This is a genomic window from uncultured Rothia sp., assembly GCF_916049665.1.
Lineage (GTDB): Bacteria > Actinomycetota > Actinomycetes > Actinomycetales > Micrococcaceae > Rothia.
This window is the reverse complement of record NZ_CAJZIE010000002.1, coordinates 37,045-49,959: the sequence shown is the minus strand read 5'-3', so window position 1 is coordinate 49,959 and position 12,915 is coordinate 37,045. Positions and strand designations below refer to the sequence as shown.

The following is a 12,915-nucleotide window of genomic DNA, read 5'->3' as shown; positions in this document are numbered from 1 at the left end:
TGAGCATCCCAGAATGCTCGGTGATACAAATCACGACATAATACTCGTGTTTTCACCCGTCACCACTTGATTATTATGAATTATTCATAATAAAATAGTTATCGAGCCCGCCCACTGGGCAGTAAGAATAAGCGCCGCGCAACGAATCCGCGCGGCACGAAGCAGAAAGAAGAACACCATGGCAGTTCTGACCATCGGCGACCAGTTCCCCGCATACGAGCTCACCGGCGTTGTCCCCGGTAAGCTGGCTGACATCGAAGCAACCAAGCCCGAAGACTACTTCACCACCGTCTCCTCCGAGGGCCTGGACGAAGACACCTGGCGCGTCGTCTTCTTCTGGCCGAAGGACTTCACCTTCGTTTGCCCCACTGAGATTGCTGCATTCGGCAAGCTCGCTGACGAGTTCGAGGCACGCGACTGCCAGGTGATCGGTGTTTCCGTTGACAACGAGTACACCCACTACGCATGGCGCCGTTCCCACGAGGAGCTCGTGGACCTGCCCATCGTCATGGCATCCGACCTCAAGCGTGAGCTGACCAGCGCACTGGGCATCCTGAACAAGGACGGCGTTGCAGACCGTGCAACCTTCATCATCGACCCCCACAACACCATCCAGTCGGTCTCCATTACCGCTGACTCCGTCGGCCGTAACACCGACGAGGTGCTCCGCCAGCTGGACGCTCTGCAGTCCGACGAGCTGTGCGCATGCAACTGGAAGAAGGGTGCAGCAACCATCGACGCATTCAAGGAGATGAAGTAATCCATGAGCATCGATAACCTGCGTTCGGCTCTGCCTTCCTACGCGAAGGACATGAACCTCAACCTGTCCTCCCTGCCCCGCATCACCTCCCTCACCGAGCAGCAGCTCTGGGGCGCAATCCTCGCAACCGCAGCAGCAACCAAGGTTGACTCTGTTGTTGTTGAGATTGCTGCAGAGGCTAAGGAGCACCTGAGCGACACCGCTTACGAGGCTGCTCTGGGTGCTGCAACCATCATGGGCATGAACAACATCTTCTACCGCACCCGTGGCTTCCTGAACGGTGCATACGATGACCAGCGCGCAAACCTGCGCATGCAGATCATCGGTAAGAACGGTGGCATCGAGAAGCTGGACTTCGAAATGTTCGCACTGGCAGTGTCCGCAGTCAACGGCTGCTCCCACTGCGTTGAGGCTCACGAGCACACCCTGCGTGAAGAGGGCGCAACCAAGGAGCAGGTCAACGACCTGATTCGTATTGCTGCAACCCTCGGTGGCGTGGCACAGGGCATTCAGCTGGCTGAGGCACTGGGCTAAACCCACTAAGCGTTAGAGCTTACACAGAAGCGGCGCATCCACCCGTCATGGGTCGGATGCGCCGCTTACTTTATGCACAGATTATGCCCTGCAGTAGCTAAAAACGTGTTGGGCGGCAGTTTCCTAACTCCCCCGATTTGGCGCTATACAATGCCTGTATGCGGTACTGTATTTTGGCCTCCACCAGCCTTCCCAACGTGGAAGAACTCACTGAGCTTTACGATTCTGTCGGCTGGAGCGCCTATACCAGAACACCCGAACGCCTCATCCCGATGTTGGAAGGGTCGCGGTATCTCTACACCGCACGAGAGGCAACGCCTGAAGGAACGGGACGGCTCATCGGGCTAGTACGCGCCATCGGAGACGGTCAATCTATCGCTTACATTCAGGACCTTCTGGTACATCCGCACGCCCAGCGTCAGGGCGTTGGTTCTGCGCTTCTAAAGCGTGTCATTGATGACTTTGACCGAGAAGACATTCGACAGCGGCTCATTACTACCGACACCGCTAGTGAACACGCTGTTGCGCTCTACAAGCACTACGGTTACGCCCCCGTAGAGGTAGCAGGGTGCATCACCCTTGCATGCTATCGATAAGGCAATATCGCATGCGGCTTGATACGGCTCGACTCGTTCGAGCTGGCTGAGGCACTGGGCTAAACCCACTACTAAGCGTTAGAGCTTAAAACAAGCGGCGCATCCTTCCCTTTTCCGGGTCGGATGCGCCGCATTTGTCTTAACTACTTTTGGCCGTCCGCAGAGCCAGTGCGCAGGGCGGCATCCCAGCTACTCGCCAGGCGCGTCGCCGCGGCAACCAGAACCGCCAAGTCCTCGGCATACACCGGGGTCGAGCGCACGCCCGCGCACCAGTCAATCGTGCCCAACCCCAGCCAGGGCTTACCGGGGAAGAGCTCTCGACGCAGCGCCACGCGGCGCTTACCCAGGGCGCGGCGACCGGGCACGTACCCGCCGCGGCTGATGAACAGCGCCTCTTTACCCTCAGCCTCAACCAGCACCTCCAGGGCCCTCAACGCGGGAACCCAGCTCGGTTCCCCCACTCTCGCCAGGTCGGTTAGTTCGGGGTACTCACTCTCGTGCTCCGCCACGCTCACGCCCAGGATGTACTGGTAGCGCACCTGCCCCAGCTCCTGCGGCAGGCCGCGGTCGGCGGTCTGAATCGTGCCACACAGGTGCCGGGCAACCGGCTCACCCTCGGCGTTCACGCCGGCCAGGGGCTCGCCGCCCCGGTAGATTGCGGGACCGTCCAGATAGAGCCCCACCGCGCCGGTACCCGTGATGTTGGGGCGCACCGACCAGCCGGGAAGCGCCACCTCCAGGCGGGGCACGATTCCCTGCAGGACCCCGAAAACTTCGTCGCGAGATACCGCCACGGCGGCTCCTTTCACCTTACGCAGATTTCGTCTAGTCCCAGCTTAGCGAGCGTTCCGCCTGCGCGAAGGCAACCACACCATGAGCGCCGACAGCGCCGCGCCGGCAATGGCACACCATGTGGCGCCAAGCGCAAAAACAATCATGACAGCCTTGGGGGTGGAGATTCACTCATTCTACGCCCACCTTTTAGCGCGCCCACAAGCTTCTTGATTCCATCTCAGAGCTCGTCATGAGCACTTTTCAACTAGGAGTAGGAGCGGCGGCGGGTCTACAATAAATCGGTGCCAATTCAGGTACGCGCACAGGCAAACAGAGCCGGATGCGGTGATAACGTCGTCACCCGACCCCCCGTTGCGCGCGCCTCCCCCTACCGGCACCCGCAGCACACGCATCACGTACGCAGGAGAACGCCCATGCACGAGTTCTTTGACCCCGATCAGGTATTCCGCATCGTCGACATTGCCGCCGTTGTCGCTAACGGCCTGCTCGGCGGTGCTGTGGCGCGCGCCTTCCGATTCGATATCGTGGGCTTCCTGCTACTCGCGGTCGCCTGCGGTATGGGCGGCGGCATGATTCGTGACGTGCTACTAAACTCGGGCCTGCCCGTGGCGCTCACCGACGGCGGCTACTGGGTGGGCGCTATCGGTTCCTCGATTCTGGCGTACAGCATCGATTTGAGTGCCCGATGGGCAACCCGAACCATGCTCATCATTGACTTCATCGGTATGGGTGCGTGGGCGGCAACCGGCACCATTAAGTCCCTGAACCTGGGTCTGCACTGGCTGCCCGCTATCGCACTGGGTGTGACCACCGCGGTCGGTGGCGGCGTTATCCGTGACATCATGGTCAACCGTATTCCGGCAATCTTTGGTGGTAACTCTCTGTACGCTACTGTGGCGTTTGTGGGTGCCGCCGAGACCGCCCTCGTGACGGGCCTATTCCATCGTCCGAACCTGGCGATGGGTCTGTCCATTCTGCTGTGTTTGGTGCTGGGTGTGCTCTCCCACATGAAGAATTGGCAGCTGCCGACCACCCCGGCGGAGCTGCGTGTTCCTCGCCCGCGCCTCTTCACGCTTGGCAAGCAGGAGGACCGCACCGTCGCTAATGAGGGCTGGTCGCCCGGTGAGCCGCTCACTGAGCAGCTTGAGGTTATTAACGCTGAGCAGCTGGAGGAGTACCGCCGCTCTAAGGGGCTTTCGGAATAAAAGCCAATATATGCTGAATATATAATATAAGCTGGTTTCCGCTGGTCAGATGATTATCTGACGGGCAGAAAACAGCCCATATTTACTATATGCAGTACGGCTAAATCGTGTACTCGGTGCTGTCGTACACGGTCAGGAACTTGCGGATACGCTCATCATCCGAGGCGAAGAAACCGGTCGGCTCACCGTTATAGCGCAGGGTACCGTTCTCCAGGAACACGATACGGTCCGCAACCTTCTTCGCAAACGCCATATTGTGCGTCACGATGACCAGGGAGCGGCCCTCCTTCGCCAGCTGCATGAGCACGCGGATGACCTCCGCCTCCAGCTCGGGGTCCAGGGCGCTCGTCGGCTCATCAAAGAGCAGGTAAGAGGGCTCCAGCGCCAGGGCGCGGGCAATCGCCACACGCTGCTGCTGACCACCCGAAAGGGCATCCGGGTAGGAATCCACCTTATCGGCAAGACCCACCTTCGCCAGCAGCTCGCGGGCACGCTCCTGCGCCTGCTGAGCACTCAGAGTGCCGTTCAGGGTCGGGGCGAGCGCCACGTTCTTCAGCGCCGTATAGTTCGGGAACAGGTTGAACTGCTGGAACACCATCGCCGAGCGGGAGCGAATATCACGCACCTGCGCGTCGGTGAGCTTCTGGCTGTAGTCCACCTGCGCGTCGTCAATGGTGAGCGTGCCGGACTGCGGGGTTTCCAGCAGGTTCAGGCAGCGCAGCAGAGTCGACTTGCCGCTACCGGAGGGGCCCAGAATCACCGTGGTCTCACCGTCGGGGATGTCCAGGCTGATGTTCTTGAGCACCTGCGTCTCGCCGAAGCTCTTCGACAGGGAATCAACGCTAAGCATTGTTGCTCCTCACGTAACGGTTGCTGTGCTTCTCCAGCGCCGACTGTGCGGCGGTCAGCAGAGTGAAAATCACCAGGTAAATGATGGCGACTTCGGAGTACATTGCCAGCGGCTCGAAAGTACGCGAAGCGATCTGCTTGCCGGTCTGGAACAGGTCAACCATCGAAATGACCGACACCAGCGAGGTGCCCTTAATCAGGTCGATAAAGTTGTTGCCCAGGTTCGGCAGCGCAATACGCACCGCCTGCGGAATCACGACGTGGCGCAGGGTCTGCATGCGGGTGAAGTTCAGGGTTGCCGCCGCCTCAAACTGGCCGCGCGGAATAGCCGCCACCGCGGAACGGAACGTCTCAGCCACGTACGCGCCGGTGTGCAGGCTCATCGTGATGATCGCGGCGCTCCACACGTCCAGGGCGATACCGACCTTCGGCAGACCGTAGAAGACGATGAACAGCTGAACCAGCAGCGGGGTACCACGGAAAACCCAAATGTACACCCACGCCAGCCAGTTCACCGGCGCAAAGCGGCTCGTGCGCGCGCCAGCAGACACAATGCCGACCAGCAGCGCCACCACGAACGAAATCAGCGACAGCGGGATAGTCACCGCCAGGGTCGAGCCCAGCAGCTGTGGCAGGGACTCAGCCCAAAGATTCAGGTAGCGTTCCATGAACGGAACTCAGCTCCTTATAAAGAGTGTTAGTTCTTCGGGGAGAGGTCTTCGCCCACGTACTTCTCGTAAATCGCCTTGATGTCGCCGTTGCCCAGGTGCTTCTTCAGCGACTCGTCGATAGCGTTACGCAGAGCATCCTGGCCCTTAGCCATCAGGATGGAGGAGTTGCTGCCGGTACCCAGGTCACCGGAGAGCAGGCGCAGGTTAGCGTCCGGGTGCTCCTTGAAGTACTCCGCGAAGGACACGGAGTCGTTCGCGGTCATCTCTGCGCGGCCCGAGAGGACCTGCTCGATAGCCTCGTCAAAGCCGGACACGACCACGATCGAGGCGCCCTTCGCCTCCACCATCTTGCGGAAGTTCGAAGTCTCAGACTGCGCCGAGGAGTGGCCGGAAATCTCGCTCACGTTCTGCAGGGAAGAATCCTTCTTCACGGCGACCTTCGGCTCCGAGTACAGGTAGGGTACGGAGAAGTCGTACTTCTGCTTGCGCTCGTCGGTTGCGGAGACATTGTTAATGACGATGTCGTAGCGGTCAGCATCCACACCGGCAATCAGCGAATCCCAGGGGGTCTCGACAAACTCAGCGGTCACGCCCAGGTCCTTAGCAATCAGGTCGACAATTTCCTTCTCGAAGCCGACCAGGGTGCCGTTGGACTCGTGGAAGGAGAAGGGGCGGTAGGTGCCCTCCAGGCCCACGCGAATCTTACCGGCAGACTTGATGGCCTCCAGCTTGTTGGTGCTGGATGCGGCGCTGCCGCTGTTGGAACCGCACGCGGCGAGCAGGGCTGCCAGGCCGGTGAAGGCGGTGCCTGCGAGGACGGTGCGGCGGTTAATCATTGCGGACATGGTTCTTCCTTTGCGTCGTAGTTGATGCTCTTGTAGTTGCGGGCTGTCACCCTGCGGTAACCCGGGGCATCGTGCGGTGTGTGCCCCTCTCTGCGGGTGCAACGCTGGCTATCCTACAGCTATTCCCGACCCGAGAGAATTCAACGTAACATTCCGTCATATTCTCTCATCAATGCGGGAAAAGCGGCTGAGACATCAACCACGACGCAGCGTCGGAAGTCCTGGAAAGCTGGGCTTTTCCGAGCCTCCAAGAAGGCTGTTCCGAGAAGCTTAGGAGGCGGGGCTCAGGTCCTCACCCACGTGCTTCTCGAAGATGGCTTTGAAGTCGCCGTTACCCAGGTGCTTCTTGATGGAGGCGTCAATCGCATCCTTCAGCGCGGTCTGGTTCTTCGGCAGCAGAACGGCGACGTTGGTGCCGGGGCCAACCTCACCCTCGAGCAGACGCAGGTTGGCGTCCGGGTGCTCCTTGAAGTACTCGGCGAAAGAGACGGAGTCGTTGGCAGTCAGCTCGGCGCGGCCGGTGAGCACCTGCTCGATGGCCTCGTCGAAGCCGGTGACCTCAATAATGGTGGCGCCGCGTTCTTCCACGAGCTTGCGGTAGTTGCTGGTGGCGCTCTGGGCGGCGGTGTGGCCGGAAATTTCGGAGGCGTTCTTCAGGCTCGAGTCCTTCTTCACGCCCACGCGGGCGCGGGAGTGCGCGTAGGGTACGGAGAAGTCGTACTTCTTCTTGCGTTCATCGGTGGGTGCCACGTTGTTGAGCACGATGTCGTAGCGGCCCGCGTCCACGCCTGCGATGAGCGAGTCCCAGGGGGTTTCGATGTACTCGGCGGTCACGCCCAGGTCCTTGGCGAGGGTTTCGGCGATGTCGTACTCGAAGCCGGCGAGCTTACCGGAGGCGTCGTGGTAGGTGTAGGGGCGGTAGGTGCCCTCCACGCCGATGCGGATCTTGCCCGCGGACTTGATGGACTCCAGCAGGTTGGAGGCGCTCTGCGAGCTACCTGCGCTGGAGCCGTTACCGCCGGAGCATGCGGCGAGCAGGCCGGTGGTTCCGGCGAGGGCCGCGCCCAGTAGCAGGGAGCGTCGGTTCAGCACGGTGGAGGTGTTGAGAACGGTCATTCTTGGTTCCTTAATCTACGTTGATGTGTGGTGTGAAAACTAAAATCTGCGGTACGGACCGGCGGCGTTCACCGGAGGTACAGGCCTAGTCGGGGTTACAAACCTAGCCGGCGAATGCGGCCTTCAGGCCAATCTCCAGGGCCGCGATGAGGTCCTGAACATCCTCGATACCGATCGCCAGGCGCACGAGGCGGTCGTCCACACCGAACTCGTCGCGGTGCTCCTGGGCGTAGGCGCCGTGCGTGGTGTGCGCGGGCAGGCTCACGAGCGATTCGATGCCGCCCAGGCTCACGGCGTTCACGAAGATGGGCAGGGCGCGGGCGAAGGCCTGCGCGTCGCCGCCGTCCTTGAGCAGCAGCGAGAAGACGGAGCCGATGCCGCGCGCCTGGCGGGACTGCACCTCCGCCTGTTCTGCGGAGGAGCTACCGGCGTAGAAAATCTTCTCAACCTCGGGACGTTCGGAGAGGAACTCGATAATCTCGCGGGTGTTCTGCTGCTGACGTTCCAGGCGCAGCGCCAGGGTCTTCACGTCCTGCAGCAGGCGGTAGGAGTCAATCGGGGGCAGCAGCGCGCCGCTGACGAGCTGACCGCGGTGCAGCAGAACCGCCAGGTCGGGGTCGTTCGTCGCCGCAACACCGGCGAGCAGGTCGGCGTGGCCGGCCAGGAACTTGGTGGCGGACTGCACGGTGATGTCCGCGCCGAGCTCCAGGGGACGCTGCAGGTAGGGGGTCATGAAGGTGTTGTCCACGATCAGCAGGGCACCGTGGCGGTGCGCCAGCTCCGCAACCGCGGCGATGTTGGTGACCTGCAGGGTGGGATTCGTGGGGGTCTCGAGGAAGACGACCTTCACGTCCGGGGTGAAGTCCTCATCGCTCAGGGTCGTGAAGTCGCTGATGAAGCGGGTCTTCACGGCGCGCTTGGTCAGCTCGGTGGTCGCGAAACGGTAGGTGCCGCCGTAGGTCGGCATGCCCAGCAGCAGGGTGTCGCCCGCCTCCAGAACGCCAAGAGCCGCCGCGGTTGCCGCCATGCCGGAGGGGTACGCGTAGGCGTGCTCCGCGCCCTCGAGGGCGGCGAGGGTCGCCTGCAGGTTATCGCGGGTGGGGTTCGCACCACGCTGGTACATGTAGGTGGTATCCTCACCGGCGGTACCGAAGGTGCTCGCCAGATAGACCGGCGGCACGGACGCATCGTAGCGGGCATCGTGCACGGCGTGGATAGTGCGGGTCGTGAAACCGGTCGGTTCGAGCTGGTTCTGCTGGCTCATAGTGGTTCTCTTCTGTTCGGGCTACCCCGAACGCGGGTGTAGCTGCTGTGTGTCGTCGTGTATCCAAGATTTACCCTACGCGCATTTTTTATGCTGTTCTAACCCTGCGTCACGGGGGTTAATATGTTCACGCAACGTCATATAAAAATGCGGTGAGGGTGCACAAAATACCCACATTAAAAACATTCTTTTACATTGAAAGAAATGCATTAATCCGGGTATTTTGAGCGATATTACGACGTATATTCGGGGCGCCTAGAATCACGCCATATGGTCGCGCGGTATCTGATGCTCGAGGACTACGCCTGATGAGCCAGAGCCGCGGTCAGACCGCGCTCCAGGTCCTCGATAATGTCCTCAATCTCCTCAATACCGATAGCCAGGCGAATGAGGTTGTCGCTCACGCCGTACTCGTCGCGGTGCGCCTGCGTGTAGGCGGCCTGCACCATGAGCGCAGGGCGAACCACCAACGACTCGATACCGCCCAGGCTCACCGCGTGCGTGAAAATCTTCAGGGCCTCGAGGAAGGCGGGCAGGTCGGCACCGTCCACCAGTTCCATGGAGATGAGCGCGCCCAGGCCGTTCGCCTGGCGGGCATGCACCTGCGCCTCGTACTCGCTGTGCGAACCCGCGTAGAGCACGCGCTTCACGGCGGGGTGCGCCTCCAGGTAGTTGATGACCTCGATGGTGTTCTTCTGCTGCTGAGTCAGGCGCAGCTTGAGGGTCTTGACCTCCTGCAGCAGGCGGTAGGAGTCGGTGGGCGAAAGCATTGCGCCGGTAATCATCTGCAGGTGCCAGAGGCGCTCAGCGAGCGCGTCATCGTTGGTTGCGGCGACACCTCCGAGCAGATCCGCGTGACCACCCAGGTACTTGGTGGCGGACTGCACGCTGATGTCCGCGCCCAGGTCGAGGGGCTTCTGCAGCAGCGGGGTCATGAAGGTGTTATCGACGACCACGATTGCGCCGTTGCGGTGGGCAATTTCTGCAATGGCGGCAATATCACTCACGCGCAGGAGCGGGTTGGAGGGGCTCTCCAGGAACACCATGGTCACGTTGTCGGCGAAGTCCTCGTCGGTGAGGGCAGTAAAGTCGCCGATGAAGCGGGTCTTGACGCCGCGGGCGGGCAGCTCAATGGTTGCGAAGCGGTAGGTGCCGCCGTAGGAGGGCATGCCCAGCAGCAGGGTCTCGCCTTCCTTAAGGATGCCGAGGGCGGCAGCGGTGGCGCCCATTCCGGAGGGGTAGGCGAAGGCGTGCTTGGCGCCTTCGAGGGTTGCGAGCGTGGTTTCGAGGGCCGCGCGGGTGGGGTTGCCGCCGCGCTGGTAGTCGTAGGGGCCTTCGGTGCCGTCACAGGGCTGGGCGTAGGTGGTGGTCGTGTAGATCGGAGGCAGGATGGAGCCGTACGGGTTGTCGCGGTCCGTAGTGTGAATTGCCTTCGTGGTAAATCCGGTCATGCTGTCCTCGGCTAAGGTTGGGCATAAAATGCGGGGGATAAATATATTGCTAGCTTATGGCTCTTTTTACTGGCTGACTAGTTTTTTCTTTTCTGTGACCGAGTGACTTTTTATGACCGAAAAATAGCGTTATATTTCGACATTTTAGAAATATATTTCGTCATATTTCGGGTGTGAAAAGACCCGGCGGTCGGTACGCGTGTGTGCTGTGTGCCGGCCGCCGGGCTCCACACTAGGATACCGGCTTACGGTGCGAATGCGTAAGGGTAGGTTTACCTTAAAGCTGAACCGCCCTCCACAAGGGGCGATGCTGCGCCCTCAATCTCGCTCAGAACGTGCCGGATGCTCTGCCGGGCACTACACCGGACGCTACACCGGGCATAGCAGGAGGGGCGCACCCGGGAATCGCCCCGGGTACGCCCCTCCATTCAAACGCTGACAAGCGCCTGATTTTTGTAATTACAAGCTACGGTAGCCGCGGCTTATACAGCACAACTTACTTCGACAGCACCTGACGCTTCGAAGAAATCACGCCCGTATTGAAACCAGCCAGGTGCAGGCCACCGTGGAAACGCGCATGCTCAATCTTCACGCACTTATCCATCACCACGTTCAGGCCGGCAGCCTCACCAATCGCGGCAGCCTCCTCACTCCAGGAGCCCAGCTGCATCCACACGGTCTTCGCGCCCAGATCCACAGCCTCCTGAACCACGCCCGGCAGGTCCTCATTACGGCGGAAAATCTCCACCAGATCCGGGACCTCCGGCAGGTCCTGTAGCGACGGGTACACCGGCTGACCCAGCACAAGCTTGCCCTTTGCCGCCAGAATCGGGTTCACGAAATACAGCTTGTACGGCGACGCCGACTGCAGGTACGTTGCCACAAAGTACGAGGCGCGCGAAATCTTATCGCTCATACCCACAATCGCGATCGTGCGGGTATTACGCAGAATGTTCAGACGCTCAGGGGCGGAAGGACCCACCCAGGTACGCTTCTCAGTCATTACTTTTCCTCCTGAGTGGTAGTAGGCAGGGAGCAGGATGCGCCAGCAGCAGCCTCAGCGGCGGCAGCGTCCTCGGCGGCCTTAGCGGCGGCAACCGCCTCCTCAGCCTCCACAACCTTATCTGCGCTGGACTCGCCCACACGCTCACCGGCGTGGTTCAGACCGGTCGCGTAAGTCAGCGCCTGGTCCAGGTCCCAAATGATGTCTTCAACGTCTTCCAGACCCACCGAAATGCGGATCAGGTCCTCGCCGACACCGCCAGCGGCCAGCTGGTCAGCGGTCAGCTGCTGGTGCGTGGTCGAACCCGGGTGCAGCACAAGAGTGCGGGAGTCACCAATGTTCGCCAGGTGGCTTGCCAGCTGCAGGGCGCCGATGAACTCGCCGCCGACCAGGCGGCCGGAAGCCTTCTCAGTGCCCTTCACACCGAAGGAGAACACGGAACCGACACCCAGCGGCAGCAGCTTCTTCGCACGCTCGTGGTGCGGGTGGTCGGGCAGGCCAGCGTAGTTCACGTAGGCGATACGCTGATCCTCAACCAGCCAGGCGACAACCTGCTTAGCGTTCGCCAGGTGCGCGTCCATGCGCTGCGGCAGGGTCTCAACACCCTGCAGCAGGTTGAACGCGGCCTGCGGGCTCAGCGACGGACCGAAGTCACGCAGCTGCTCAGAACGCAGCTTGGTGAGGAAGCCGTACTCACCGAAGTTACCCCACCAGGACACGCCGTTGTAGGAGGGAACCGGCTCGGTCATGGACGGGAAGTTGCCGTTACCCCAGTTGAAGCGACCGGACTCGACGACGATACCGCCGAGGGTGGTACCGTGACCGCCCAGGAACTTGGTGACCGAGTGAATGACGATGTCCGCACCGTGCTCGAGGGGGCGAATCAGGTAGGGGGTGGACAGGGTTGCGTCCACGACCAGGGGGATACCCGCCTCATGGGCGACCTCTGCGAGGCCTTCCAGGTCGGCAACCTCACCGGAGGGGTTCGCCACGATCTCGGTGTAGATTGCCTTGGTGTTCTCGGTCAGTGCCGCCTTGTAGTCGGCGGGGTCGGTGCCGGGCACGAAGGTGGTTTCAATGCCGAAGCGGCGCAGGGATACGTCCAGCTGGGTGACGGTGCCGCCGTACAGCTGCGAAGAAGCCACAATGTGGTCACCCTGCTGGCACAGAGCCGCGAAGGTGATGAACTCGGCAGCCATGCCGGAGGCGGTCGCTACCGCACCGATACCGCCTTCGAGGGAGGCGATACGCTCCTCCAGCGCGGCGACGGTCGGGTTGGATAGGCGCGAGTAGATGTTGCCGTACTTCTGCAGGGAGAAGAGGTTAGCTGCGTCGTCGGCATCTTTGAAGACGAAGGAGGTGGTCTGGTAGATAGGGACCGCGCGGGCACCGTGCTCAGCGTCGGGGGTGCCGCCCGCGTGTAGTGCGCGGGTGCGGAAGCCGAAAGTGTGTTCAGCCATTGGTTTGCTCCTGGTGTATCTGCCCGCCTGTGTGCGGGGAGTCGATAGTGGCTCGACTTTATACTGTGCCACCAGCGGCGGGGTGCACCAAGTGCGGGTACCTATATGTCGTTTATTGCGGATTATGACGGGCGGTTTTTGGTGAGCGGGGACTGCCGTACGGGTCTTAGCGGGGCGTCATATCAGCTGTCATAACAGAAGTTGTTATGACGGCTGTTATGATGCGCGGTCAATGAGACCGACAGGAATGCCCGTTTTTAGCCTGCAATTTCGGGGTTTTTAAGATTCTAAGAATGATGAAGACAGCGAATCATAGCAACATCATCGCAGGATCATAACAACATCATCGCAGAAATTGTTATGATG

The 12,915-nt window shown here is 60.9% G+C and carries 13 protein-coding genes; 4 read left to right on the top strand and 9 right to left on the bottom strand.

Annotation, left to right across the window (positions count from 1 at the left end; translation table 11 throughout):
• The first annotated feature begins 178 nt into the window (after positions 1–178).
• From QZ540_RS00445 to QZ540_RS00435, 3 genes are all read left to right on the top strand, one after another.
• The gene (locus QZ540_RS00445; protein ID WP_049354428.1) at positions 179–760 is read left to right on the top strand and encodes a peroxiredoxin; all 582 of its coding nucleotides are present in this window, start codon (positions 179–181) and stop codon (positions 758–760) included.
• A gap of 3 nt (positions 761–763) precedes the next feature.
• The gene (locus QZ540_RS00440; RefSeq protein WP_070688070.1) at positions 764–1,294 is read left to right on the top strand and encodes a carboxymuconolactone decarboxylase family protein; all 531 of its coding nucleotides are present in this window, start codon (positions 764–766) and stop codon (positions 1,292–1,294) included.
• Between the two features lie 158 nt (positions 1,295–1,452).
• Positions 1,453–1,890, top strand: coding sequence for a GNAT family N-acetyltransferase (locus tag QZ540_RS00435; protein WP_363279935.1), 438 nt, complete (start codon positions 1,453–1,455; stop codon positions 1,888–1,890).
• Positions 1,891–2,033: 143 nt separating this feature from the next.
• Here the strand turns inward: QZ540_RS00435 and QZ540_RS00430 are convergent, their stop codons facing one another.
• Positions 2,034–2,684: an L-alanine-DL-glutamate epimerase gene (locus QZ540_RS00430; protein ID WP_294626871.1), complete on the bottom strand. Its 651-nt coding sequence runs from the start codon at positions 2,682–2,684 to the stop codon at positions 2,034–2,036.
• A 414-nt stretch (positions 2,685–3,098) separates the two neighbouring features.
• Here QZ540_RS00430 and QZ540_RS00425 point away from each other — a divergent pair, with 414 nt between their 5' ends.
• Entirely contained in the window at positions 3,099–3,890 is a 792-nt protein-coding gene (locus QZ540_RS00425) for a trimeric intracellular cation channel family protein (RefSeq protein WP_294626868.1), read from the top strand.
• A gap of 100 nt (positions 3,891–3,990) precedes the next feature.
• Here the strand turns inward: QZ540_RS00425 and QZ540_RS00420 are convergent, their stop codons facing one another.
• The 8 genes from QZ540_RS00420 to QZ540_RS00385 all read right to left on the bottom strand — a co-directional run bounded on the left by QZ540_RS00420 (position 3,991) and on the right by QZ540_RS00385 (position 12,549).
• Entirely contained in the window at positions 3,991–4,740 is a 750-nt protein-coding gene (locus QZ540_RS00420; RefSeq protein WP_294626866.1) for an amino acid ABC transporter ATP-binding protein, read from the bottom strand.
• Positions 4,733–5,407: an amino acid ABC transporter permease gene (locus QZ540_RS00415; protein ID WP_294626864.1), complete on the bottom strand. Its 675-nt coding sequence runs from the start codon at positions 5,405–5,407 to the stop codon at positions 4,733–4,735. Before QZ540_RS00415 ends, QZ540_RS00420 begins: the two co-directional genes overlap by 8 nt.
• A gap of 29 nt (positions 5,408–5,436) precedes the next feature.
• On the bottom strand, positions 5,437–6,255 hold the full coding sequence (locus QZ540_RS00410; protein WP_294626862.1) for a transporter substrate-binding domain-containing protein: 819 nt from the start codon (positions 6,253–6,255) through the stop codon (positions 5,437–5,439).
• Between the two features lie 270 nt (positions 6,256–6,525).
• The gene (locus QZ540_RS00405; RefSeq protein ID WP_294626860.1) at positions 6,526–7,371 is read right to left on the bottom strand and encodes a transporter substrate-binding domain-containing protein; all 846 of its coding nucleotides are present in this window, start codon (positions 7,369–7,371) and stop codon (positions 6,526–6,528) included.
• Between the two features lie 103 nt (positions 7,372–7,474).
• Positions 7,475–8,635, bottom strand: coding sequence for a PLP-dependent aspartate aminotransferase family protein (locus QZ540_RS00400; RefSeq protein WP_294626858.1), 1,161 nt, complete (start codon positions 8,633–8,635; stop codon positions 7,475–7,477).
• 299 nt (positions 8,636–8,934) lie between these two features.
• Positions 8,935–10,086, bottom strand: coding sequence for a PLP-dependent aspartate aminotransferase family protein (locus QZ540_RS00395; protein WP_049346545.1), 1,152 nt, complete (start codon positions 10,084–10,086; stop codon positions 8,935–8,937).
• Positions 10,087–10,582: 496 nt separating this feature from the next.
• A complete protein-coding gene (locus QZ540_RS00390) occupies positions 10,583–11,089 on the bottom strand; it encodes a CoA-binding protein (RefSeq protein WP_005509183.1) in 507 nt (168 codons plus the stop codon).
• Positions 11,089–12,549: an O-acetylhomoserine aminocarboxypropyltransferase/cysteine synthase family protein gene (locus QZ540_RS00385; protein WP_294626856.1), complete on the bottom strand. Its 1,461-nt coding sequence runs from the start codon at positions 12,547–12,549 to the stop codon at positions 11,089–11,091. Before QZ540_RS00385 ends, QZ540_RS00390 begins: the two co-directional genes overlap by 1 nt.
• Between the last annotated feature and the right edge of the window lie 366 nt (positions 12,550–12,915).

Excerpts from the sequence above, each read along its gene's own strand:
- QZ540_RS00445 (WP_049354428.1), top strand. The coding sequence starts at position 179 with ATGGCAGTTCTGACCATCGGCGACCAGTTCCCCGCATACGAGCTCACC.
- QZ540_RS00440 (WP_070688070.1), top strand. The coding sequence starts at position 764 with ATGAGCATCGATAACCTGCGTTCGGCTCTGCCTTCCTACGCGAAGGAC.
- QZ540_RS00435 (WP_363279935.1), top strand. The coding sequence starts at position 1,453 with ATGCGGTACTGTATTTTGGCCTCCACCAGCCTTCCCAACGTGGAAGAA.
- QZ540_RS00425 (WP_294626868.1), top strand. The coding sequence starts at position 3,099 with ATGCACGAGTTCTTTGACCCCGATCAGGTATTCCGCATCGTCGACATT.
- QZ540_RS00420 (WP_294626866.1), bottom strand. The coding sequence starts at position 4,740 with ATGCTTAGCGTTGATTCCCTGTCGAAGAGCTTCGGCGAGACGCAGGTG.
- QZ540_RS00415 (WP_294626864.1), bottom strand. The coding sequence starts at position 5,407 with ATGGAACGCTACCTGAATCTTTGGGCTGAGTCCCTGCCACAGCTGCTG.
- QZ540_RS00410 (WP_294626862.1), bottom strand. The coding sequence starts at position 6,255 with ATGTCCGCAATGATTAACCGCCGCACCGTCCTCGCAGGCACCGCCTTC.
- QZ540_RS00405 (WP_294626860.1), bottom strand. The coding sequence starts at position 7,371 with ATGACCGTTCTCAACACCTCCACCGTGCTGAACCGACGCTCCCTGCTA.
- QZ540_RS00400 (WP_294626858.1), bottom strand. The coding sequence starts at position 8,635 with ATGAGCCAGCAGAACCAGCTCGAACCGACCGGTTTCACGACCCGCACT.
- QZ540_RS00395 (WP_049346545.1), bottom strand. The coding sequence starts at position 10,086 with ATGACCGGATTTACCACGAAGGCAATTCACACTACGGACCGCGACAAC.
- QZ540_RS00390 (WP_005509183.1), bottom strand. The coding sequence starts at position 11,089 with ATGACTGAGAAGCGTACCTGGGTGGGTCCTTCCGCCCCTGAGCGTCTG.
- QZ540_RS00385 (WP_294626856.1), bottom strand. The coding sequence starts at position 12,549 with ATGGCTGAACACACTTTCGGCTTCCGCACCCGCGCACTACACGCGGGC.